A 22,847-nucleotide genomic window follows, 5' to 3' on the forward strand; every position below is an offset into this window, starting at 1 on the left:
TGTTTACAAGTAGTGTTAATGTTGAGGTAGCATAATTTAATTATACTCATGGTAACAAAGAATATCAGAGCCGTGACTTACGTTCCGCCAGACTATCATAAAAAGCTGCGTCAGTACATGAAACGGCACAACTTAACTGAAAGTGCCGCTTTAGTCCAGATGATTAAACAGTTTTTTGATGGGGAACAACCTCAATTCAATTCAGAATTGAAAACTGAAGTCGAAGAAATTGTACAAGAGCAACTGAAACTGTTCCAAGAGGATATTGATCTTTTAAAAGAACAAATTGCTTTAATGCAGAAGTTATCAGAGAAAAAAACTCCTGTCGAAACTAACCGTCGATCCTCAAATTCTGTGAATAGTAATCATCCTAGAAGTTTATTGAGGTTAACACCAAAAACCGAGGAAGAACTAACTCGCCGTTTAGGGGTAAATACAGGAAATGTTGCTAAAGAATTCTCTAAAGGTGCAGAACATTTTAGCCATTGGAGTCAACAAAAAGATCCCAGTGGTATTGGTTGGCACAGACGGGGGGATGGTTTGTACTATCCTGTTTAAATAATTACACCATAGTCGGATTTTTTCAATAACCTGCTACCACTAGGAATATTAAATTATGAGTTGTTTGAATGATTAGGGTGTAGCCAAAGTTTAGGGTTTACACCCTGATCAACTAACCCTCGTAATTGCCTTAAAAGATTAATTTGTGGTCACAATCCTGTGATTTTAGGTAACACCATAACTAATGATTAATCCTCTATTTCTACCCAAACTGTAACCGCAGCAACAGCAATTAACATCTCATCATTTTTGTCTTGAAATTCTTCAATTGCCCTTCCCTGTACTACCATTCCCCCATTTTCAACGATAATACTTTTCTGTCCAAAGGGTAAAACTGCTAATACTTCTTCAGTTCTAACTTGTTCGGGATAGGGAACTGCAATTTGCACTTCTACAATCATTTGATTCGGATGATTTAACCCGGCAACTTCCCAAATTCCGGGTAAAGCATTATTGGCGATCGCATTTCTAACCGCCCTAGCTGCGGCGATGGTGGGTTCCTGTCCATGTTGATCAATACCCATTCCCATTTCAATCACAAATCGTTTTTTAGCCATGATTTTTACCTGTTATTTTTTTTAGTTTAGTTGATGATAAATCATTAAGATACTTAATGACTAATGGCTTGATTTGTATATTCAGAATCATTTACATCAGACATAGTTTCTAAACCCTCAACATCCACGTTCATTTGAGTCATTTCTACATCCCCAAAAATCGTAGCAAAAGCAGTATCCGCCGCATCTCGTCCGGTTCCAATTCTGATTAATCCATCCAGGGGAGCTAGACGAGTCGCATCAAATAGATACCAGCGATCGCTTAAATATACCTCAAAATAAGCATGAAAATCAGGCGGTTGTAGTTTATAAGCATAACCCGATGCAAACCTAGCTGGAATATTTAAAGCCCGACAAAAGGCAATTCCTAAATGGGCAAAATCTCGACAAACTCCCGCTCTTTCTGTCACCGTATCAAAGGCAGAAGTATGTTGATCACTACTTCCAGATAAATATGTCACGTTATCATAAATCCAATTACAAATTGCCGTAATTCGTGAATAATCTGGCAGTAAATAACCAAATTCCGATTGTGCTAATCGCATTAATCGATCGGATTGACAATAGCGACTTGGATAAATATATTGTAACATTTCTAAGGGAATTTGAGCAACGGGAACTTCATTAATTGTTGTCGGATTTGTTTCTTCATAAATTACATCAACAATGGCTTGATAGGATAGGCGAAATTTTCCCGAAGGTACATTAATCCTCAGATAACGATTACCTAAAACCGGATTAACATATTCTTCAAAATGGAGATTTGATTCTAATTGTAGATGTTCTTCTAATATCCGTTGATTGTGAGCTTTAGCAACATTGATATTAAAAATAAACGTACTATAATCCCTAACTTCATACTCTAATTGACAACCAACTTTAAATTTCATATTTCCCTCCGTGATGGCAATTTATCCTGCATTCCTAACTAACTTTAATTGATATCTATATAAGGCCACCGGATGACCACTTGCCGTAAAGAAATTTGGATCTTTAGGAGATAAATAAACCGCCGTAACTTGATCTGCAACAATGGATTTAACTTCGGATTTTGATCCAACTTTCTCAAATTCTGCTTTGTAACCTGTGGTTGTTTCCACTTCATTCAAATAGATTTGAGATGAGCTTTCAAACACCTGTTGACTGATTTCCGTTGCAATAAATTGATCCTCCCTGGGACTTTCACTACTCCGACCCGTAATGGTGGAAACCAATTCTACATTTCCGGGTAAAGCGGTCATTTGACGATTGGGATTAGTCGGATCAATCTTAACCGATAAAATTCCATTTTCTCCCAAGGTTGCCTTACCAATATTAAACCCATTAAAAGCGCGATCTCCCACTATCTTAATATCTATTTTATCATGATTTTTGGGATCGGATTCCTGGGGAGAAAAAAATAAAGTTAGGGGAAAAATCTGTAACTTAGGTAACAATTCAACCCGTTTAAATCTAACCTGAAACTGTATCGGTTGCTTCAGAGATTCAGAACTATTTTTAAACCCAGGAGTGGTCACTTTAGGAGCAAGGGGAGCCACTTTATCTACTAACATACTCGTAACATTCCATTCCCCCTCCATCCACTCAGGATAATATAAATCTTCCTTCACCGCCTGCACCATTGGTTTATGATTCCAATTTGGAAATGCGGATAAACGGTCGGCTAACTGTCCCGCTTGAGCTTCGGTTTTCCCTATAATTAAACCAACAATTAAACCCAGAATTAGAATTAATTTCTTCATTTTTTTTTAATAGTGAATAGGGATCACTGATTTAAGAGGATTTCACGGATTTTAATCTGTCATGACTTACGCATCACCGCTATCAATAGTAGGGGTAATTCATGAATTACCCCAAATTTAGATGATTAATCCTATAAACTTTCCAGAGGAATAGGTTCCCAAACTTCCCCATATTGTTCTTTTAAACCCTGCCAATTTTCCACCTGTCCTGGCTCATATTCCCCTGGTTTTCCCCATTGTAAAAATGCACTTAACGCCACTTCATTTTGTTCATTTAGGAAGCGAATCGCGTAGGTAGTAAAATTGCCCCGTTTCGCTTCTCCGGTTTCAAATTTAACCTGTTTAATATGATCCATATTCAGATGAAATTCAAAGCCCTCGGTGTGCATATTCGCATATTTTCCTTTGGGTAATTCTGCATAAAATAGCTTTTCAATCTTTCCCCGGGCTTCTAATACAGCCGAACTACTGGTAACAATTAACCGTAAAGTTCCTAAACTTTCACAATCTTCTAAAAATGCTTTGAGATTACTCATGGTTCAAGTTCCCAATTTAATTAGTTTTTAAGACTTAATTTTACTAGATTTTTGGGAACTTCAGCTTAAATCTTTCTAAGATATATTTTTACTTAGGCTTTTCATGCTTTTCATAAGCCGCCACAATGCGCTGGACTAATGAATGACGCACGACATCTGCTTGAGAAAATTCACAAAAGGCAATTCCCTCAACATTTTTTAATACTTTTAAAGCCATTGTTAACCCCGATGTTTGATTGGGTAATAAATCCGTTTGGGTAATATCTCCCGTGACCACCATTCGAGAACCAAAACCTAAACGTGTTAATACCATTTTCATCTGACCCGGAGTAGTATTTTGGGCTTCATCTAAAATCACAAAGGAATTGTTTAACGTCCGACCCCGCATATAAGCAATGGGAGCCACTTCAATCACCCCACGTTCTATTAAATTTGCTGTTTTTTCTGGGTCAATTAATTCATAAAGCGCATCATATAATGGTCGTAAATAGGGATTAACTTTTTGTTGTAAATCCCCAGGTAAAAATCCTAATTTTTCCCCAGCTTCCACCGCCGGACGAGTTAAAATTAACCGTTCATATTGATCAGATAATAGGGCTTGTAACGCTAAAATTGCCGCCAAATAGGTCTTTCCTGTTCCCGCCGGGCCAATACAAAATACTAAATCATGACTACGCATCGCCTGGATATATTGACGTTGACGAAAGGTTTTTGCCCGAATTTCTATTCCTCGCCTGGTTTTCGCTAAAACATCACGCTGAATATCTTTAAAAACATCCTCTTGATTAGTATTAATTGCATGACGCGCCGTTAGGATATCTACAGAACTAATCGGTTTTCCATCCTGCCATAACTCGTTCAAAGATGCAACTAATTTTTGACACAATTGAATCTGACTAGCGGTTCCACTGATTAGCAATTCCTGTCCCCGCATTACCAGTTCAGCGCCCGTTTGTTGAGATAGAATTTTAAGATTATCTTCTTGATAGCCAGAAAGCGCCATTGCACTTTCCATACTTGGTAACCCAAGGGTGAATCGCTCAGTCATTAGATATTACAAAATATGATTACTTTTAATAAAAATTCAAAACCAAATTACCATTATCCGTAATTCGTAATTCGTAATTCGTAATTCGTAATTCTTCAGAGAAGACGTTGGGCAAAATTGTTAGGGTTGGTTAAACCTAATTCTGCCCAACATTAAAAAACCAATTCCAAGGGCAAACCTATCCTCAATAGTGATTAGGAATTCACTACTAAGAATAGAGTTAAAACCACTTTATTCTTCGTATCTTCGATTCAAACGAGGCTTAGAAGGGGCTGCACGGACTGGACGAGCCTGTTCCGAATATTGACCCGGGGAACGCTGATTAAAGCTCTCCCTGGGTTCCCTCGGACTCGCGGGTTCATCGGATTCACCATTGTTATAGATATCCAGATAAACCGTTTCACCAGAGGACACAGCCAGGGCCGTTAAAACCATCCGAATCGCCTGAATATTGCGCCCGCCACGACCATAAATCCGTCCCTTATCTTCGGCTTCTACAGCTAACCGAATCCAAGTTCTGCGTATGCTAGAAAAACGCTCACAATCAACCTTCAGGGATTCTGGAAATTCCAGAAACGGCTTGACTAAAAACCGCACCAGTTCGTCATAACTGGGACTAGACTGCGGATTCTGCGACAGTTGTTTCGGGTTCGACTCCAGACTTGAGTAGTTCAAAAACATTTTCTTTTCTCAGGATGTCACGCACAGTATCAGTCGGTTGTGCCCCTTGCTGTAGGCGACGGATAATACCAGCCTTATCCAATCGAACTTCGTCGGTTCTAGGATTGTAGAAGCCCAGTTCTTCTAGGGGACGACCATCTCGGCGAGACAAACTATTCATCACCACAATGCGGTAACTAGCTTCCCGCTTTTTTCCGAATCTCTTTAAACGCAGTTTGATCATTAATTGATGCAAAACACTTCTCTATGGATTGTAAGCTATTTTTCAACAACCGAGCCATTTCTTTGGGATAAACTTTAGCCAACACTTGTTGTATGGGCGATTGACCCCTGAAAACGACTCAAACTGTCAGAAATACTATGCCATCACCTATTCTATCTCACTGGATTGACCTGAAAAAAAATAGTCGTAAATTCCTGTTCCCAGCTTTGGGTATCATTACCCTGATCTTGATTTTACAGTTGGGGAAATATTTCCGTACCCCGACCCCACACCAAAATTCCTTAATTTATCAACACCTAACCGAAATTCCCGCCACCGCCCAAAAAGTTACCGTTGGGGTTTATGCTCAAAATATTTATGAATTGAATGCTTCAAGCAATACCTATTATCTGGATTTCTATTTATGGTTACGTTGGAAAGGCAAAATTGACCCCGTTGCTAACTTAGAATTTATGAACGGCGTTGAAGACTGGGGAAGAATCATCGAACCCGCTTATGAAGAACCAAAAAAACTCAAAGATGGTAGTTTCTATCAAATTATGCGGGTAGAAAGTCGGTTTCGAGAACCCTTTGAATTTTCCCGTTATCCCCTAGATGAACAACGCTTAGGGGTGACAATTGAAAATGCTGTTTATCCATTAAATCAATTAGTCTATATCGCAGATACAAAAGAATCAGGTTATGCTGCGGATTTAACTGTTCCCGGATGGAAAATTAGAAATTCTGAAATTAAAACCTTATCCCATCAATATCCCTCTAATTTTGGGGATTTGGACGAAGGAAAAAATAACTCGATTTATTCTACTCTGCGGTTTGAAATGCACATTTCCCGTCCTCTAAGTTTCTTTACTTGGAAATTATTACTCCCGTTATTCGTAGTTTTGTTTTCTAGTTGGGGTGCATTATTACTCTATCCCATCTACGTTGACTCTCGAATTATTCTTCCCGTCACCGCTTTATTAACGATTGTTTTTCTGCAACAATCCTATTCCGATGCTTTACCTGATGTTGGCTATTTGGTATTATTAGATAAAATCTATGCCTTAGTCTATGTTTTAATTATTGCCGGGATTTTAGAAACCATTATTACCGCAGATTGGGCAAAAAGTGAAGATCCCGAATCCATTGTCCGAGTCAAAAAACTTGACCAATGGTTTTTAATTGCAAATATCGTAATTTTATCCGGGGGAATGATTCTATTTTTGCTATTTTAAGACTTTTATAGCAATCTTAAATGATTTGCGATCAGAATATAGAACCCCACCCTAGCCCTCCCCTTACTAAGGGGAGGGTTGGGAGGGGTCGAGATAGATGGAAATATTACAACTGATTTAGGATTGCTATAGCTAATTGGTGTTAGTTTTGGAGCGATCGCAATTAAGAATAAAGTAGGGGTAATTCATGAATTACCCCTACTCAATTGTCAACACCCGACAGGATGGGTTAGATGTAATAATCCTGAATCGCTTTCACTTCCAGGGGAGTAGACTTTAAGGAATGAATCGCTGCCACCGTCGCCTTAGCCCCAGCAATAGTTGTAATAATCGGGATTTTGTAGGCTAAAGCCGAACGACGAATCAGAATCCCATCACTGCGGGACTCCTCCCCAGAAGGAGTAATAATAGCCAACTGCACCGCCTGGTTTTTGATAGCATCCAAAATATTCGGCCGTCCTTCGTGCAGTTTCAACTCCATCTCCACTTTCACCTCATTTTCCCAAAGCACTTTGCGAGTCCCAATAGTCGCGGTAACTTTGAACCCTAAAGCCAAGAAATCCCGCACCACGGGCACAATAGCCTGTTTATCCCGTTCATTCACCGAAATAAACACCGTCCCCGATAGGGGTAACACCTGTCCGGCGGCCAGTTCTGCCTTGGCAAAGGCTTTGCCGAATTCGGTATCAATCCCCATCACTTCCCCTGTAGAGCGCATTTCCGGCCCTAACAGCACATCCGTACCAGGGAATTTAGCAAAGGGTAACACGGCTTCTTTCACAGAAACGTGGGTGGGAATTATTTCTTCGGTAAAGCCCAATTCAATTAAACTTTTACCCGACATCACCCGGGAAGCAATTTTGGCTAAGGGAACCCCAATCGCCTTAGAAACAAAGGGAACAGTTCGAGACGCCCGGGGATTAGCCTCTAAAATAAAGACATTTTCCCCCTGTACCGCAAACTGAATATTCATTAACCCAACCACATTTAAGGCCTTGGCCAGTTCAATGGTTTGACGGCGAATGGTGGTAACGGCGGCTTCCGATAGGGTTTGGTAGGGAATCGAACAAGCGGAGTCCCCAGAGTGAATTCCAGCCTGTTCGATATGTTCCATAATTCCACCGATCACAACATTTCCCTGTTGGTCGGCGATCGCATCCACATCAACTTCTATGGCATTTTGCAGGAACTGATCGACTAAAATGGGGTGATCGGGTTCGACATGAACCGCAAACAGCATATATCGTTCCAATTCTTCATCGGAATAGACGATTTCCATGGCCCGTCCCCCTAACACATAGGAAGGACGCACAACCACCGGATATCCGATGCGCTTCGCCACTTTTAAGGCTTCTTTGAAACTGCGGGCCATACCGTTTTCGGCTTGCAAAATATTCAATTCCCGCAGAATTTTTTCAAACCGTTCTCGGTCTTCAGCAATATCAATCGAGTCGGGAGAAGTTCCCCAAATCTTGGTTTTTAGGGTAGTTTTTTCTAAGGCACGTTGCAGAGGTAAGGCTAACTTCAGAGGAGTTTGACCACCGAATTGAATAATAATTCCTTCCGGTTCTTCTGCTTCAATAATATTCAGAACATCCTCTTTAGTTAGGGGTTCAAAATATAAGCGATCGCTCGTATCATAGTCGGTGGAAACGGTTTCTGGGTTAGAGTTAACCATAATTGTTTCATAACCATCCGCCCGTAAAGAATAGGAGGCATGACAACAACAATAATCAAACTCAATCCCCTGTCCGATGCGGTTAGGGCCACCGCCTAAAATCATAACCTTGGGTTTTGTAGACGGTAAAATTTCGTCTTCTTCCCAGTAGGTTGAATAGTAATAGGGTGTGGTCGATTCAAATTCCGCCGCACAGGTATCCACCATTTTATAAACAGGTTTGACTCCTAATCCTTTGCGATAGGTTCGGACTTCATCTTCCGTGGTTTTGGTGGCAAAGGCAATTTGGCGATCGCTAAATCCTAGGCGTTTTACTGCCAATAGTTTATCTGGTTGTAACTGTTGTAAAGAACTGCGTTTGAGAAATTTTTCCGTTTCTAAGATTTCCTGCATTTTATCTAAAAACCAAGGATCAATTCCGGTCAGTTCATAGATTTCTTCTACGGTCATTCCCAACAGCATCGCATTCCGAACTGTTAAAATTCGTTCTGGGTTAGGTGTGCGTAAACCGGAACGAATATGATCCAAACTAGAGAGTTTTTCCGAGCGATCGCAACCCCAACCTGCTAACCCAGTTTCCAAGGATCGTAGGGCTTTTTGGAAGGATTCACAGAAGGTTCCACCAATCGCCATCGCTTCCCCGACGGACTTCATTTGTGTGGTTAAAACAGGTTCCGAACCAGGGAATTTCTCAAAGGCAAAGCGGGGAATTTTTGTCACCACATAATCAATTGTGGGTTCAAAGGAAGCCGGGGTTTTCTTAGTAATATCATTGTTGATTTCATCTAAGGTATATCCCACCGATAATTTCGCGGCAAATTTAGCGATCGGGAATCCTGTGGCTTTTGAAGCTAAGGCAGAAGACCGACTCACACGGGGATTCATCTCAATCACAATAAAATCACCCGTCACCGGATTAACTGCAAATTGAATATTAGATCCGCCGGTTTCTACCCCAATTTCTCGGATAATTTTAATCGAGGCATCCCGCAATCTTTGATATTCTTTATCGGTTAAGGTTTGGGCAGGAGCAACGGTAATTGAATCCCCCGTATGGACTCCCATCGGATCGATATTTTCAATCGAACAAATAATCACCACGTTATCAGCCAGATCCCGCATTACCTCTAATTCATATTCTTTCCAACCAATTAAGGATTGTTCGATTAAAATTTGAGAATTGGGAGACGCATCTAAACCCGATTGAGCAATTTCTTCAAATTCTTCTTGGTTATAGGCAATACCACCCCCAGTTCCTCCCATGGTAAAGGCTGGACGAATAATTAAGGGGTAGCTACCAATTTGATGCCCTACCTGAATCGCTTCACTCATGGTATTGGCAATTCCCGAAGGGCAACAGGCCACTCCGATTTTTTCCATCGCCTCTTTGAACAGTTGCCGATCTTCGGCTTTTTCAATCGCTTCTAATTTGGCCCCAATCAGTTCGACTCCATATTTCTCTAAGGTGCCATTTCTGGCTAAAGCTACGGCTAAGTTAAGGGCGGTTTGACCTCCCATTGTGGGTAATAGGGCATCGGGACGTTCTTTTTCGATTACCTTGGCCACGATTTCGGGAACCAGAGGCTCAATATAGGTGCGTTCGGCCGTTTCTGGGTCGGTCATAATTGTCGCTGGGTTGGAGTTGACCAACACCACCTCATAGCCTTCTTCCCGCAGGGCTTTACAGGCTTGAGTTCCTGAATAGTCGAACTCACAGGCTTGTCCAATCACAATCGGCCCAGAACCCAGGAGCAAAATTTTCTTTATGTCTGTACGTTTCGGCATTATGAATTCTGTGTATATCAGTTGAGGTTTAGCTTCATTAAACGGGATTGAGTATACAACTTACTCTTAAGTCTCTAAACATTTTAAGGGTATCCCTTTAAATTCTTGTCAACTGTTTGATTAAACCTTGACAAATTCAGTTTTGGTTTTTTTTACAAAAATTTAAAATTTTTGGGGTTGCCACCGGATGCGCCGCCGTGCTATATTAATGATATTGGTAATTATATATAATGGGATAGTTGCAAAAATTTTAAAATTGCGACCATCCCATTATACTATAAGCATCTTCCCACGAATCCGCAGCCCTGTCAAGGGGGAATCCGGTTTTTTTTTCGATTTTTGGTAAATTTTTGTAATGATTGGGGTCAGTAGACTTTATCGACAATTGATGAGAGACTAAGAGCAAATGGTTAACATCCTGTCAGTTTAGCCAATCTGTTTTTAGCTGCGAGTCATTATGCCCAGAACGCCCGATGAATATGTAGTTCACATCATGATTGAGGGGGGTCATCGAGAAGAAATTAAGTTTCCCACGATGCAAGACTTTCAGGTGTGGTACAACAAAGTTTTACTGCCAAAATTTGATAGTACCGAATTTGTCAATGTTCCCATCAAACAACGGGCAGAAGATAATAATGCTAAAGAATATATGGTTGTTCGTCCGAGTGCGATTAAGGCTATTCGGGTGGAACCTGTATTTAACTCCAGTATTGACCGTCGCATGGTTGACGAACCCGATATTTAAGTATTGACACTCCCACGGGTGAACCGCGTGGGCTTTGTGCGAGGTTGTTGTAAGCCCGACCGGGCTTATTCAATTATTAATGTTAATGAGAAAGCCCTTTAGGGCTTACTACGAGAAGTGAACACAGTGCAAGTTATTGGGATAGATTTAGGTGGGACGGCGATAAAATTGGGCTGTTTTGCACCGGATGGAACTTGTTATCAATCCTTAACGGTTCCCACACCTCAACCAGCGACACCGGAAGCGGTGTTAATAGCAATAGTTGAGGCTATAGCACAAATCAGGAAAAATGTCAATAATATTGTGGCAATTGGATTGGGAACTCCTGGGCCTGTGGATGGGACGGGAAAAATTGCCAAAGTAGCGATTAATTTAGCCGGATGGCAGGATGTTCCCTTAGCTGATTGGTTAGAAGAAAAAACGGGTTTACCTGTGATTTTAGCCAATGATGCTAACTGTGCGGGGTTAGGTGAAGCATGGTTAGGGGCGGGGAGACGGTTTCAAAATTTAATCCTATTAACATTAGGAACAGGCGTTGGCGGGGCGATTATTTTAAATGGGGAATTATTTGTCGGACATCAGGGGGCGGCGGCGGAATTAGGATTAATTAGTCTTAATTTTGATGGCCCTATTTGTAATAGTGGAAATCGAGGTTCCTTAGAACAATATACCTCAGTTCAAGCTATTCGCCGGGATACGGGATTAGAACCCGCAGAATTAGCGGAAAAAGCCTTAGCAGGGGATGAAAAAGCTATAGAATATTGGCAAGAATACGGCAAGTTATTAGGGATAGGATTAGCGAATCTAATTTATGTATTAACCCCAGAAGCGATAATTTTAGGCGGGGGAATTAGTGCGGGGGCGGATTTATTTTTCCCGGCGATGAAAGCGGAATTAGAACAAAGAGTATTATTCAGTTCCAGAGAGGGGTTAGAAATATTAATTGCCGAATTAGGGAATCAAGCGGGAATGATTGGGGCGGCAAAATTAGCGTTTCAGAAGTTTGTTAGGATAGAGGATCAACTTGAATAGTCATGATTTTATAACTTTTTCAAATTATAAATAGTTAATACATTAAATTAATGTGTGCTAAAATATACTTTACTAGCTTTTAAATAATGGGAGTCCCTATATGGCTATTGATGAGGATAGAAATAAACTACAGGCTTTAAAGCGTAATGAAGCCATAATAATAGCTTTAAACGAGATTATTGATAAAATCCCTAATATTATTCCTTTTAAAACAGATTTACAAGACAATGTTAACAATCTGCGTTCTGTGATGTTAGGACTGCGACCTCCAAGAATTATGGTAATTGGGCGGTCTAGATCTGGTAAATCATCTTTAATTAATGCAATTTGTGGTTTAAAAGTAGCTGAAGTTAGCGATACAAAGCCAGAAACAGGTAAGGCTGAATGGAAGGACTATTATCACGATGGGATTGATTTATTGCATCTGTTGGACACAAGAGGTTTACAAGATGCTCAAGCTCCAAGACAGGATGATCCAGCTACAACACCCTATGAAAGTATTATGAAAGCGATTCATCAAGAATGCCCAGACGTAATCCTTTTTGTCTGTAAAGCAACTGAAGTTCACAGTGGTAGTCAAGAAGATCTCAATATTTGTGAATCAATTGTTAATGAGATTAAGAAAAAATATAAACGCGCGTTACCAATCATTGGAGTATTAACTAAATGTGATGAATTAGCTCCTCCTAAAGTTCGGTTACCAACGGACAATGAAAGAAAAAATCAGAATATTCAATCAGAAGTTAAAAATTTTTACGGTTATTTGCAAACAAGAGAAAACTTGCGTTCTCATGTGCAGGATGTTATTCCAACTGTTGCTTATGCTGAATATGAAGAGGGAAAAAATGGTTTAATACTTCCTGACACAGATGAGCGTTGGAATATCAACCAATTAACCGAAAAAATGATTCAATGTACCCCACAAGAAACAAGGGGAGCTTTGGCTCGGATGGCTCATTTTCAAGAATTTCAACTTACCATTGCCAGGACTGTTGTTACTGCTTGTGTAGCTCTTTCTGGTATTGTTTCTACAAACCCCATTCCAGGTTCTGCAATTCTACCCGTTGCAACTATTCAAACTTTTATGGTTATGTATATTGGTTGGCTAAGTGGTCGTGAGTTTTCAGAACAAACAGTTAAAGACTTTGTTGTTACTTCGGGGGTAGGTATTGGCGCAAATGCAGGAATGATTGCTATTGCTGATATTGGCTTGAAGTTTGTGCCAGGTTTTGGTAGTGTAATTTCTGCTGGTGCAGGTGCAATTGCTACAAAAGGTTTAGGAGATACTGCGATCGCATATTTTTTACAAGATGCGAAACAAGGCGAAGCATTATAATTGAAATCTACTAAACTGTTTGTTAAACTTCCTTAAAACTATTACATTAGGAAACTAATCGCCATTCAATAAACATCTTAGTAATTACCCATAACCCCTGTTCAGGACGAATTTCACAACGAATAGGGACAGAATCATAATTTGTTAGGGGAATACCTAAAAATGATGTCTTTGATTGGGTATCAATAATTCCAGAAAATACATCGTCACGATTTTCAATAATACTATAAACATTAATTGATAAGCAAGGCGAGACTAAAAATAAACTATCAAAACCTCGTTTTGTGATACTAAGGTATTCTTGCTTAGTAGAAACTCCATATAAATCTCCTTGGTAATGATCTGAAAGAGTAAAACCAAGTTTAATAATATTTTTTGTATCATAAGCCTCTTTAAATCGCTTAAACAGCAAGAGAGCATTATCAGGAAGATGGGGCGGATTAGCCTGTTTTTCATGCCACATCCGAATCCAATTATAACCTTGCATTGCGGTTGGAATTAAAGTAATAGGATCTACCATTTTAAATCTTTTACTCCCCTTGACTAAGGATAGATTGTAAATAAAGTGTTTCTTGTAAACTTTCCCAGTCTTCTATAGAAACATTCAAGCAAAATGAAGTAATTCAGGACTATCAATATCAACGTTTTGATTCCTAGACTTTGAAGTATCAATTAAGCCACTAACCATAGACTAGAATCCAAGGAATCTGTTAATGATGGAACCCGATCAATTATACCATATTGAGCCAGTTTTTCTGACATTTCTTGCCAACGGTTTGCCGAAATATAACCAATTTGATCAGGGTTAATTCCGTGGGTAAGATAATCAGCAATTAACTGTAAAGATTTGGTTTGATAATCTAAATTGTGATATTGACTATCGGGTTTTGTATAAACATCAACGACAATTTTAGCCGTTTGATTAATATTATCTAGGGCTAATTTCCATCCAGCAAAAGATGCTTTTAAAAACTGATTCACCCATTCAGAATGATGGTCTAATAACTGTTGATGGGCAAAAATGACCTGTACATAGGCATCATATCCATAATCGCTGAATTTTAAAATATTGGGTTTAATTCCAGTTTTGTAGCTAAAACCAATGGGTTCATCAACACTATAACATTGAACGGCTGCTAATTCCCTACTTTGTAATCGATCATATTTATCCTGATAGGAAATCGGGATAATTTCAATATCTTGAGGTGATAAACCATTGGTATTAATTATTAATTCCATGACTTTTTTTATGTTTCCATGAATCCCAACTTTTTGTCCAACCAAATCATTAAGAGAATGGATATTTTTTTCGGGAATAGACATTAACCCCAAAGGGGATGCTTGAAACATAGTTGCGATCGCTTTAACCGGATATCCTTGCACTTGGGCGGCTAAAATAGCATCCTGTTCCCCACAGCCTAATATTAAAGGATTTTCTGCCATTTGTTCAAATACATTTTGTGAACTTGCGGGTAGAATCTCAACCTTTAATCCCCGTTGTTGGTATAATTTATAATAGTCTGCTAATAGTAACCCTGCAAATTGAACATTATATTTCCAGTCCAACTGCATAGTTAAATGGGGAGTTGAGGTTGGGATAATATCAAGAATAGAGGTTGAAGGATTGGCTAAAAGCGCAAATCCCAAACCCCCACAATATTTTACAAAATCTCGACGCGAAATTAATTCTATTTCCGGTTTATCCATGGATTTAAGGGTTAAGTTTTGGCGCACGACCGATTAGACCTGTCATTAATCTTAATGCCAAATAGCGGAATATTTGCACCTTTGTTAATACCCCTAATCCTAGGCGACGTAAACTAACTTTTGGAGTCCAGTCTCCTGAGAAAGTTCGATCTAAGAAATCCGTTAATCCCAAAACAATTAGATTCTCCTTTTGTCGCCAACCTTCATACCGTTTTAACACCCGTTTTTGCCCAATATCCTCGCCTTTTTGAGTAGCTATTTTCAATACTTCTGCTAAAGCTCCCCCATCCCGAATCCCCATATTTAAACCCTGTCCTCCTACGGGATGACAACAATGGGCGGCATCTCCAACTAGAGCTAATCGGTGTTGAATATAGCGATCGCTCTGCATTAATTGTACTGGATAAACATAGCGATCGCTCAATAATTCCAACTTTCCTAATAATCCTCCGGTGCGATATTCTAATAACTTTAAAAACTCCGTTTCATCTAACTCCTTTAAAGCCTGGGCTTCAGCATGGGGAGCCGTCCACACCACCTGACAGCGATTTCCGGGTAAGGGTAAAACCCCCATGGGGCCACTTGGCCAAAACCTTTCAAAAGCAATATTTTGATGGGATTTTTCGGTTTTAATCGTCATCGCAATACAAGATTGCCAATATTTCCAACCGTGGGTTTTAATTCCCGCTTCTTCCCGCAATCGAGATTTAGAACCATCTGCTGCTACAATAATTTTACTATAAAAAGTGTTAAGATTACCTTGATTTTCGATTTCAACTTCTACATAATCGGGGTGATAATTAACATTTTTTAAACTAGCCGGACATTGCCAAGAAATATTCTGACACTGGGATAAAAATTCATACATTGCCGATAAAATTATCCCATGTTCACCGACATATCCTAATTGATCTGTTCCCAAATCTTGACACATAAACTGCACTACTCTATGATAATCAGAATCACTTAAATTAATCTGATAAAAGGTAGTAATTTTTGTGACAATTTCATCCCAAACCCCAATAGATTTAAGAATATGTCCCGTTTGTAAAGTTAAAGCATAGGCCTGTTTTTTACTAATGGCAACCTCTGGCTGTTGGGATTCAATTATTGTTATTTTCAACCCCGAATCTTTCAACCCACAAGCCAAAGTTGCCCCAACAATTCCACCCCCAACAATAACGACATCATAATCGATCTTGGGTTTTGATGAATCGACCACGGAAGATTGAGTTTGTGAACGCGACTGCACCAGCATTGTACTCTATAACTATATTTACAATTTGACTATAGCAATTCTAAATCAATCGTGGTAGGGGTAATTCATGAATTACCCCTACAGTCAGAGTTAAATTTGAAAAAATATGACAACTCAAATAGGATCGCTATAGCTCTATTCTTACACAGTTATCAGTTATTCGTCTATTACCCATTACCTATAACGGATTTAAGCGAATTACGCAGATTAACACAGATTAAAATCCGTGAAATCCTCTTAAATCCGTGATCCCTATTCCTATATGTCACAATAGGGGAGATAAAACATTAATCACTGTAAGTATGACATTATTATTAGCCGGAGATATTGGGGGAACAAAAACGATTTTGCGCTTGGTGGATGGGACGGAAATTGTGAAAGGTAGCCAAACCCAAGAGCGATTAAAAACCCTCTATGAATCTCGTTATTTAAGTGGGGATTATCCTGATTTAGTTCCTATTGTACAACAATTTTTACAGGAAGCCCAGGAACAATTGGGTGAGAATCTGCATCCCGAAAAAGCCTGTTTTGCCATTGCGGGGCCAGTGGTGCATCAAACCGCCAAATTAACCAATTTACCTTGGCAATTAGATGCTCAATATTTGGGGTCAGAATTAGCTATTTCCCAGGTAACTTTAATTAATGATTTTGAGGCGGTAGGATATGGCGTTACGGGTTTACCAGAAAGCGATCTTTTAGTATTACAAAAAGGACAGCCACAGGCGGATTCTCCCATTGGAGTGATTGGGGCGGGAACTGGCTTAGGACAATGTTTTGTTACGCCTTTAGCTAATGGAATCAAGGTCTATCCCTGTGAAGGAGGTCATACGGATTTTGCCCCACGTTATGAATTAGAATTTCAGTTAATGAAGTATTTATTAGCTAAACATAGTATTGATAGAATATCCGTAGAACGGGTGGTATCTGGGCCAGGGATTATAGCGATTTATCAGTTTTTACGCGATACTGCTACGCAACGCTGGCGCGATCGCAATATGGCTAAAGAATCCCCAGAAATTAGCGATATTGTCAAGGAATGGGAACATCAAATCGGGTTAACAGAAGTAACAGTTGATCCCGCCGCGGCTATTTCTCAAGCTGCTTTAGAAAAACGGGATCATTTATCAGAACAAACCATGCAGCTTTTTGTAGAATCCTATGGAGCAGAAGCGGGAAATTTAGCGTTAAAACTATTACCTTATGGCGGGTTATATATTGCTGGAGGAATTGCACCTAAGATTTTACCTTTATTAGAAACTTCTGAATTTATGCAGGCTTTTTCTAATAAAGGACGCATGAAACCCATCTTAGCCAAAGTTCCCGTTTATGTAGTCTTAAATCCCCAAGTGGGATTAATTGGGGCGGCGGTTTGTGCCGCGATTTTTTAACCTTTAAAAATAGTAGGGGTAATTCATGAATTGCCCCTACTTGAGTATAAAAATCCCATATTATTTGTCTTTCCAACTGGATAACGGAGGGGTTTCTGTTAACGCTTGACTTAAACTTTCATGTAAATAACCATTAGTTGCTAAAATTCGACCCGAACTAATTTGAAAGGGACTGGTATCATAAGCTGTTACTTTCCCTCCCGCTTCTTCTACTAATACAATTCCAGCCGCCATATCCCAAGGAGATAAACCCCTTTCCCAATAGCCATCTAACCGTCCACAGGCCGTATGCGCTAAATCAATTGAAGCAGCACCACTGCGACGAACTCCCTGGGTTAAATGGGTTAAATGGGCAAATTCAGCATAATTATTATCCGTGGTTTCTCGGCGGTCATAGGCAAAACCTGTGACTAATAAACTTTTATCTAAACTATCGGTTTTAGATACACTAATTAAACGATTATTGCAAGTTGCTCCTAATCCTTTAGCGGCTTGAAATAATTCATCATGGAAGGGATCATAAATCACCCCAACTTGAGGAACTCCATTAATTAATAATCCGATAGAAGCCGAAAAAAACGGATATTGATGAGCAAAATTTGTAGTTCCATCTAAAGGGTCAATAGCCCAAAGATAGGGACTTTTCAAATCACCCAATTCCCCCGATTCTTCGGTTAGAATCCCATGGTCAGGGACATGACGCTCCAATACGGCCAAAATCGCCGATTCCGATGCTTTATCCGCTTCGGTTACTAAATCCCCAGACCTTCCCTTTTCTTGAACATCGGTTAAATTCCCCAAATAGTATTTTAAAACATTCCCTCCCGCCTGAGCAGCTAAGGTGGCAACATCTAAAAAAAACTGTAATTCATTTTTAGTCATATTATTTCAGCATTCGTAATTCGTAATTCGTAATTCCCAATTCATAATTGTGCCCACTACTCCCTGCCTTCTAAGGCTGTTGCTGTCGAAATTCTATTGGCGTTAAACGCATGGGTTTATCGGGGTTCCAAATGCCATTTCCCATGAGTCGGGCATATTCCTGAGCATAGTTAAACCTTTGACTATATTGAGTCTGGAAATTGGAAGTCACCGGGCGATAAATAGAGGATGTTTCTGCTAAAACATATCCTTCTTTGAGCAACTGTTCATTAATTAAAATTCCGTCAATCCAGATATAACCTGAGATGCGACCATAGCGATCTTTTGCGGTTAAATCTGCTTCTAATAGGATTTTTTTACCCTCGGAAAGTTGTTTTAAATGTTGTTTAGCTCTAATTCCCCAAGGATCTTGTTTCAAGTCAGGGGCAATAATTCCAGCGAGTCTAACCTGTTGCAATACCGGAATTTTAGCCGTTTTATCGAGAATTTCCAGGGTTTGACCACTAATCACCCGTTCAACTTTGGTAAAAATGCCTTTGGGAAGGTCAGGTTGAGAACAACTGGTCAGCAGGAGTAATAAACCCAATACTATTGCGCCATACCATTTTCCTCTAAACCTGAAATCCAGTAGATTAGTCTTCGTCCAGGGGTAATCTGGTTTTAACTTTACCTTTACCAAAGTAGCGTCCGAATTGAAGTTCATACACTTCATCCTCGTCTTGGGTTTCCACAACTAAATCGGAGTGGGGATAACTGACACAGAGTAACGCATATCCCTGTTTCTGTAAGTCCGGGGAGAGTCCCATGGCTTCCGGTTGGTACAACTCCCCAGAAACTACCCTTACTGCACAACTGGTACAGGCACCATTGCGACAAGAAAAGGGCAAGTCTACCCCTTGATTTTCGGCACTTTGCAGAATATATCGGTCTTCGGGGACGTTGACATAAAAACGCTCACCTGTCTGACGATAATGAATTTCTACGCGATGGGAACTGGCCATAAAAAAAATTTCTGAGATCGTGTTGACTTTCCGAAATTTATGATAGTATATATTTTCGTGGGTAAAAATGAAATATTCCACCTGGAGAGGTGGCCGAGCGGTTGAAGGCGCGACACTGGAAATGTCGTTTAGGGGTGACTTTAACGAGGGTTCGAATCCCTCCCTCTCCGTTTTTGTTAGAAGGTAATGGGTAATGGGTAATGGGTAATGGGTAATGGGTAATGGGTAATGGGTAATGGGTAATAGAAAGAGTTTACTCCCCCTGCTACCGGTGCTCCTCTTGTTCGGACATTGCGATCGCTAGATCAGCAACAACCGAACCCAATCCTGTTAATAAGTTTGATACCCTATATACAGGGAGCATACTATCCAAAAATGAGTAGCCTAGGGATCACTATCACTGTATTGAGGAAAGGGGAAGAATGTCTGCGACTGACTATAAAGACTACTACACGACTTTAGGACTAGATAAAACCGCAACGGCGGACGATATTAAAAAAGCCTATCGCAAACTAGCCCGCAAATATCACCCGGACATGAATCCGGGGAACAAACAAGCTGAGGCGAGTTTTAAGGATGTCAGCGAAGCCTATGAGGTGTTATCCGACCCTGAGAAACGTGGAAAATACGATCAATTCGGTCAATATTGGAATCAAGCTGGAGCGACAGGTTGGCCGGGTGGTGCGGGTTCGGCTCAAGACGTTAGCGGGTTTGATTTTAGTCAATTTAACAGTTTTGATGATTTTATTAATAGTCTTTTAGGTCGTGGGGCTACCGGGGCTAGACCCGGAAGTAGTAGCAGTCGTAGTTATTCCTATCGGACTCAAACTGGAAACCCTTCTGGATTTGGGGGGAGTCCCTACGGTAATGATCTTGGTTCGGGATTTAACACCCGTAATCCTTCCTCTGTCGCTGATACGGAAGCGATTATTACTCTAACTCTGGCTGAAGCCTTTCATGGGGTACAAAAACGCTTTGCAACTGGAGAGGTAACGATTCCGTCGGGAGTTAAGCCTGGAAGTCGGATTCGAGTGAGAGGCCAAGGTCAACTTGACCCCTACAATCAACAACGGGGGGATTTATACCTGAAAGTGGAAATTCAACCCCATAGCTTTTTTCAATTTGATGGGGATAATCTGGTTTGTGAAGTTCCGGTTACTCCCGATGAAATGGTTTTAGGGACATCAATTGAAGTTCCGACACCTGATGGGATGGTGACGATGAATATTCCAGCCGGAATTCGTTCAGGACAGTCGTTAAGGTTACGGGGCAAAGGATGGCCAAAACCTAAAGGGGGCGGTCGCACGGATCAATTAGTTAAAATTATTGTTGTGCCACCAAAAGAAATTAGTCCAAGTGAACGGGAATATTATGAGAAAATTCAGGCGACTCGTACCTTTAATCCCCGCAATAGTTTAAAAGACATCAAGCTTTAAAAATTTTAAAACCGATCAGGAGAGATTGATCCCGATCGGTTTATGATATAAAATCCCATATAATCTCAATCCGGTGGCATCTCTCTTTGAAGATGTGGTAGCAGGTTCGTTAGTAGGGGTTGAAGTCACAAAAGGTCTAAGTTCCCCTTTGATGTGATATTTGTTCACCCCTACACTTTTTTTTGCTCTGGCAGGGAATAGGGAATAATATAAAAAGTTCCAATCTATTGGTACACTCGAAAAAGTGATCAATAATTGGTTTTTTATGTCTACTTATGATGTGATTATCATTGGTGCAGGTCATAATGGGTTAGTTTGTGCGGCCTATCTCCTCAAAGCCGGATATAGTGTTTTACTATTAGAAAAACGTTCTGTTCCTGGAGGTGCGGCCACAACGGAAGAAGTCATGGCAGAAGACGCACCCGGATTTAAGTTTAACCTCTGTGCAATTGATCATGAATTTATCCATCTTGGCCCGGTGGTGCAGGAATTAGAATTAACCAAATACGGCTTAGATTATTTATATTGTGACCCGGTGGTGTTTTGTCCGCACCCCGATGGACGGTATTTTTTAGCTCATCGTTCCGTGGAAAAAACCTGTGCGGAAATTGCGAGATATAGTGAAAGAGATGCGAAAAAATATAAGGAATTTGTTGAATATTGGCAACGAATAATGAGTGCGGTTAGTCCTTTATTTAATGCTCCTCCGACTTCAATTATTGATATTGCTAAAAATTTTGATCGGGATTCTTTTCTGGATTTATTAGCCGTATTAGGAGGAAAGGATAAAATTTTGGATTTTGTCAGAACTATGTTAATTAGTCCAGAGGATTTAATTAATGAATGGTTTGATACGGAAATTGTTAAAGCACCTTTAGCTAGATTAGCCTCGGAAATTGGCGCTCCTCCCTCTCAAAAAGGGATTTCTGTGGGTGCTAGTATGTTAGCCATGCGCCATGAACCAGGGATGTCTCGCCCTCGCGGTGGCACAGGAGCGTTAACTCAATCTTTGGTAAATTTAGTTAAACATTTAGGAGGAGTTATTTTAACAGAAACTCCGGTGCAAAAAATATTAATTGATGATGGTCGGGTGGTGGGGGTTAGGGTTTCAGAACATCAAGAATATCGTGCTAAACGGGGCGTAATTTCTAATATTGATGCTCGACGTTTATTTTTACAATGTGTTGATCCGACGGATATAGATGCGGCTGATCCGAATTTAAGAGAACGATTAGAACGGAAAATTATTAATAATAATGAGACTATTCTTAAAATTGATTGTGCGTTGTCGGAACCCTTACGATTTGATGGCTATAATCATCAAGATAGCTATTTAATTGGCTCGGTTTTAATTGCAGATTCCGTAAATCATGTTGAAAAAGCCCATAATTTATGTACAGTTGGTGAAATTCCTGATCAAGATCCTTCGGTTTATTTAGTTGTGCCAACGGTTTTAGATCCTTCGATGGCTCCTGAAGGAAAACACACTTTATGGATTGAATTTTTTGCCCCCTATCAAATAGCAGGAGCCGAAGGAACGGGGTTAAATGGAACCGGATGGACGGATGAGTTAAAATATAAAGTAGCGGATCGGGTGTTGGATAAAATTGCTGAATACGCTCCTAATATTAAGCATTCAGTTTTAGCCCGTCGGGTGGAAAGTCCGGCGGAATTAGGAGAACGTTTAGGATCTTATAAAGGGAATTGCTATCATATTGATATGACCTTAGATCAAATGATTTTTTTCCGTCCCCTACCTGAATTAGCTAATTATACTACCCCAATTCAAGGTTTATTTTTAACGGGTGCAGGAACTCATCCAGGGGGATCAATTTCTGGGATGCCTGGTCGTAATTGTGCTCGTGCATTTATCCAGGCTCAAAAACCTCTTAATCAAGTTTTAAAGCAGACTCAAAATACTCTCAAGTCTGTCTGGAGTCGATTAAGGTAAAGCCATTATCTGAAGAATTGAGACATCAACAAGATGACTAAATTAATATTTTTGATTCCTGTTCCCAATTCCCTGCTATAACAGAA

At 40.1% G+C, this 22,847-nt stretch carries 22 protein-coding genes and 1 tRNA gene; 9 read left to right on the forward strand and 14 right to left on the reverse strand.

What is annotated here, in order from left to right:
- The first annotated feature begins 48 nt into the window (after positions 1-48).
- Complete coding sequence (locus NMG86_RS15255) at positions 49-558, forward strand: hypothetical protein (RefSeq protein ID WP_141294555.1); 510 nt, start codon at positions 49-51, stop codon at positions 556-558.
- A gap of 191 nt (positions 559-749) precedes the next feature.
- On the opposite strand, the gene NMG86_RS15260 is transcribed toward NMG86_RS15255, so the two are convergent.
- The 7 genes from NMG86_RS15260 to rpsP all read right to left on the reverse strand — a co-directional run bounded on the left by NMG86_RS15260 (position 750) and on the right by rpsP (position 5,348).
- Positions 750-1,118, reverse strand: coding sequence for a Lin0512 family protein (locus tag NMG86_RS15260; RefSeq protein WP_026786249.1), 369 nt, complete (start codon positions 1,116-1,118; stop codon positions 750-752).
- A gap of 53 nt (positions 1,119-1,171) precedes the next feature.
- Positions 1,172-2,008 (reverse strand): transglutaminase-like domain-containing protein, encoded by an 837-nt coding sequence (locus tag NMG86_RS15265; protein WP_026786248.1) that lies wholly within the window; start codon positions 2,006-2,008, stop codon positions 1,172-1,174.
- A gap of 21 nt (positions 2,009-2,029) precedes the next feature.
- Positions 2,030-2,860 (reverse strand): DUF6816 family protein, encoded by an 831-nt coding sequence (locus NMG86_RS15270; protein ID WP_026786247.1) that lies wholly within the window; start codon positions 2,858-2,860, stop codon positions 2,030-2,032.
- Between the two features lie 131 nt (positions 2,861-2,991).
- The gene (locus tag NMG86_RS15275; RefSeq protein WP_026786246.1) at positions 2,992-3,396 is read right to left on the reverse strand and encodes a ChuX/HutX family heme-like substrate-binding protein; all 405 of its coding nucleotides are present in this window, start codon (positions 3,394-3,396) and stop codon (positions 2,992-2,994) included.
- An 88-nt stretch (positions 3,397-3,484) separates the two neighbouring features.
- Positions 3,485-4,444, reverse strand: a complete 960-nt coding sequence (locus NMG86_RS15280; RefSeq protein ID WP_026786245.1) for a PhoH family protein — start codon at positions 4,442-4,444, stop codon at positions 3,485-3,487.
- Positions 4,445-4,675: 231 nt separating this feature from the next.
- Complete coding sequence (locus tag NMG86_RS15285) at positions 4,676-5,125, reverse strand: KH domain-containing protein (protein ID WP_026786244.1); 450 nt, start codon at positions 5,123-5,125, stop codon at positions 4,676-4,678.
- The gene (rpsP, locus tag NMG86_RS15290; protein WP_026786243.1) at positions 5,061-5,348 is read right to left on the reverse strand and encodes a 30S ribosomal protein S16; all 288 of its coding nucleotides are present in this window, start codon (positions 5,346-5,348) and stop codon (positions 5,061-5,063) included. The genes NMG86_RS15285 and rpsP overlap by 65 nt, the downstream gene beginning before the upstream one ends.
- A 137-nt stretch (positions 5,349-5,485) precedes the next feature.
- Between rpsP and NMG86_RS15295 the strand changes: the two genes are divergently transcribed.
- On the forward strand, positions 5,486-6,562 hold the full coding sequence (locus NMG86_RS15295) for a ligand-gated ion channel (protein WP_042155898.1): 1,077 nt from the start codon (positions 5,486-5,488) through the stop codon (positions 6,560-6,562).
- A gap of 229 nt (positions 6,563-6,791) precedes the next feature.
- Here the strand turns inward: NMG86_RS15295 and carB are convergent, their stop codons facing one another.
- Positions 6,792-10,025, reverse strand: coding sequence for a carbamoyl-phosphate synthase large subunit (carB, locus tag NMG86_RS15300; RefSeq protein ID WP_026797984.1), 3,234 nt, complete (start codon positions 10,023-10,025; stop codon positions 6,792-6,794).
- Positions 10,026-10,482: 457 nt separating this feature from the next.
- On the opposite strand from carB, the gene NMG86_RS15305 reads away from it, so the two are divergent.
- The 3 genes from NMG86_RS15305 to NMG86_RS15315 all read left to right on the forward strand — a co-directional run bounded on the left by NMG86_RS15305 (position 10,483) and on the right by NMG86_RS15315 (position 13,138).
- Positions 10,483-10,770, forward strand: a complete 288-nt coding sequence (locus NMG86_RS15305; protein ID WP_026797985.1) for a hypothetical protein — start codon at positions 10,483-10,485, stop codon at positions 10,768-10,770.
- Positions 10,771-10,887: 117 nt separating this feature from the next.
- A complete protein-coding gene (locus NMG86_RS15310) occupies positions 10,888-11,802 on the forward strand; it encodes an ROK family protein (protein WP_026797986.1) in 915 nt (304 codons plus the stop codon).
- 100 nt (positions 11,803-11,902) lie between these two features.
- Positions 11,903-13,138, forward strand: a complete 1,236-nt coding sequence (locus NMG86_RS15315) for a GTPase family protein (RefSeq protein WP_026797987.1) — start codon at positions 11,903-11,905, stop codon at positions 13,136-13,138.
- A gap of 46 nt (positions 13,139-13,184) precedes the next feature.
- Here NMG86_RS15315 and NMG86_RS15320 read toward each other — a convergent pair whose 3' ends face one another.
- The 3 genes from NMG86_RS15320 to NMG86_RS15330 form a co-directional block, all read right to left on the reverse strand.
- Positions 13,185-13,658, reverse strand: coding sequence for a hypothetical protein (locus NMG86_RS15320; protein ID WP_026797988.1), 474 nt, complete (start codon positions 13,656-13,658; stop codon positions 13,185-13,187).
- A gap of 152 nt (positions 13,659-13,810) precedes the next feature.
- Entirely contained in the window at positions 13,811-14,845 is a 1,035-nt protein-coding gene (locus NMG86_RS15325) for an ABC transporter substrate-binding protein (protein WP_026797989.1), read from the reverse strand.
- A gap of 4 nt (positions 14,846-14,849) precedes the next feature.
- On the reverse strand, positions 14,850-16,103 hold the full coding sequence (locus NMG86_RS15330) for an FAD-dependent hydroxylase (protein ID WP_026797990.1): 1,254 nt from the start codon (positions 16,101-16,103) through the stop codon (positions 14,850-14,852).
- Between the two features lie 302 nt (positions 16,104-16,405).
- Between NMG86_RS15330 and NMG86_RS15335 the strand changes: the two genes are divergently transcribed.
- Positions 16,406-17,491 (forward strand): glucokinase, encoded by a 1,086-nt coding sequence (locus tag NMG86_RS15335; protein WP_026797991.1) that lies wholly within the window; start codon positions 16,406-16,408, stop codon positions 17,489-17,491.
- Positions 17,492-17,551: 60 nt separating this feature from the next.
- Here NMG86_RS15335 and NMG86_RS15340 read toward each other — a convergent pair whose 3' ends face one another.
- The 3 genes from NMG86_RS15340 to NMG86_RS15350 form a co-directional block, all read right to left on the reverse strand.
- Positions 17,552-18,373, reverse strand: coding sequence for an inositol monophosphatase family protein (locus tag NMG86_RS15340; protein WP_026786233.1), 822 nt, complete (start codon positions 18,371-18,373; stop codon positions 17,552-17,554).
- A 70-nt stretch (positions 18,374-18,443) separates the two neighbouring features.
- Positions 18,444-18,959: a thermonuclease family protein gene (locus tag NMG86_RS15345; protein ID WP_268951873.1), complete on the reverse strand. Its 516-nt coding sequence runs from the start codon at positions 18,957-18,959 to the stop codon at positions 18,444-18,446.
- A gap of 46 nt (positions 18,960-19,005) precedes the next feature.
- On the reverse strand, positions 19,006-19,374 hold the full coding sequence (locus NMG86_RS15350) for a 2Fe-2S iron-sulfur cluster-binding protein (protein WP_026794625.1): 369 nt from the start codon (positions 19,372-19,374) through the stop codon (positions 19,006-19,008).
- A gap of 83 nt (positions 19,375-19,457) precedes the next feature.
- On the opposite strand from NMG86_RS15350, the gene NMG86_RS15355 reads away from it, so the two are divergent.
- The 3 genes from NMG86_RS15355 to crtO all read left to right on the forward strand — a co-directional run bounded on the left by NMG86_RS15355 (position 19,458) and on the right by crtO (position 22,761).
- Positions 19,458-19,544 (forward strand) — tRNA-Ser (locus NMG86_RS15355).
- A 252-nt stretch (positions 19,545-19,796) separates the two neighbouring features.
- Positions 19,797-20,810, forward strand: a complete 1,014-nt coding sequence (locus tag NMG86_RS15360; RefSeq protein ID WP_026797992.1) for a DnaJ C-terminal domain-containing protein — start codon at positions 19,797-19,799, stop codon at positions 20,808-20,810.
- A gap of 244 nt (positions 20,811-21,054) precedes the next feature.
- Positions 21,055-22,761, forward strand: coding sequence for a beta-carotene ketolase CrtO (gene crtO / locus NMG86_RS15365; RefSeq protein ID WP_227351118.1), 1,707 nt, complete (start codon positions 21,055-21,057; stop codon positions 22,759-22,761).
- Positions 22,762-22,847 lie beyond the last annotated feature (86 nt).

Origin of the sequence: Planktothrix rubescens CCAP 1459/22 (genome assembly GCA_904830895.1) — a bacterium.
In the GTDB taxonomy this organism is placed as follows: Bacteria; Cyanobacteriota; Cyanobacteriia; order Cyanobacteriales; family Microcoleaceae; genus Planktothrix; species Planktothrix agardhii.

What these genes read in the sequence shown, in the direction of transcription:
- NMG86_RS15255 (WP_141294555.1), top strand. Translation starts at nt 49, where the DNA reads ATGGTAACAAAGAATATCAGAGCCGTGACTTACGTTCCGCCAGACTAT.
- NMG86_RS15260 (WP_026786249.1), bottom strand. Translation starts at nt 1,118, where the DNA reads ATGGCTAAAAAACGATTTGTGATTGAAATGGGAATGGGTATTGATCAA.
- NMG86_RS15265 (WP_026786248.1), bottom strand. Translation starts at nt 2,008, where the DNA reads ATGAAATTTAAAGTTGGTTGTCAATTAGAGTATGAAGTTAGGGATTAT.
- NMG86_RS15270 (WP_026786247.1), bottom strand. Translation starts at nt 2,860, where the DNA reads ATGAAGAAATTAATTCTAATTCTGGGTTTAATTGTTGGTTTAATTATA.
- NMG86_RS15275 (WP_026786246.1), bottom strand. Translation starts at nt 3,396, where the DNA reads ATGAGTAATCTCAAAGCATTTTTAGAAGATTGTGAAAGTTTAGGAACT.
- NMG86_RS15280 (WP_026786245.1), bottom strand. Translation starts at nt 4,444, where the DNA reads ATGACTGAGCGATTCACCCTTGGGTTACCAAGTATGGAAAGTGCAATG.
- NMG86_RS15285 (WP_026786244.1), bottom strand. Translation starts at nt 5,125, where the DNA reads ATGTTTTTGAACTACTCAAGTCTGGAGTCGAACCCGAAACAACTGTCG.
- rpsP (WP_026786243.1), bottom strand. Translation starts at nt 5,348, where the DNA reads ATGATCAAACTGCGTTTAAAGAGATTCGGAAAAAAGCGGGAAGCTAGT.
- NMG86_RS15295 (WP_042155898.1), top strand. Translation starts at nt 5,486, where the DNA reads ATGCCATCACCTATTCTATCTCACTGGATTGACCTGAAAAAAAATAGT.
- carB (WP_026797984.1), bottom strand. Translation starts at nt 10,025, where the DNA reads ATGCCGAAACGTACAGACATAAAGAAAATTTTGCTCCTGGGTTCTGGG.
- NMG86_RS15305 (WP_026797985.1), top strand. Translation starts at nt 10,483, where the DNA reads ATGCCCAGAACGCCCGATGAATATGTAGTTCACATCATGATTGAGGGG.
- NMG86_RS15315 (WP_026797987.1), top strand. Translation starts at nt 11,903, where the DNA reads ATGGCTATTGATGAGGATAGAAATAAACTACAGGCTTTAAAGCGTAAT.
- NMG86_RS15320 (WP_026797988.1), bottom strand. Translation starts at nt 13,658, where the DNA reads ATGGTAGATCCTATTACTTTAATTCCAACCGCAATGCAAGGTTATAAT.
- NMG86_RS15325 (WP_026797989.1), bottom strand. Translation starts at nt 14,845, where the DNA reads ATGGATAAACCGGAAATAGAATTAATTTCGCGTCGAGATTTTGTAAAA.
- NMG86_RS15330 (WP_026797990.1), bottom strand. Translation starts at nt 16,103, where the DNA reads ATGCTGGTGCAGTCGCGTTCACAAACTCAATCTTCCGTGGTCGATTCA.
- NMG86_RS15335 (WP_026797991.1), top strand. Translation starts at nt 16,406, where the DNA reads ATGACATTATTATTAGCCGGAGATATTGGGGGAACAAAAACGATTTTG.
- NMG86_RS15340 (WP_026786233.1), bottom strand. Translation starts at nt 18,373, where the DNA reads ATGACTAAAAATGAATTACAGTTTTTTTTAGATGTTGCCACCTTAGCT.
- NMG86_RS15350 (WP_026794625.1), bottom strand. Translation starts at nt 19,374, where the DNA reads ATGGCCAGTTCCCATCGCGTAGAAATTCATTATCGTCAGACAGGTGAG.
- NMG86_RS15360 (WP_026797992.1), top strand. Translation starts at nt 19,797, where the DNA reads ATGTCTGCGACTGACTATAAAGACTACTACACGACTTTAGGACTAGAT.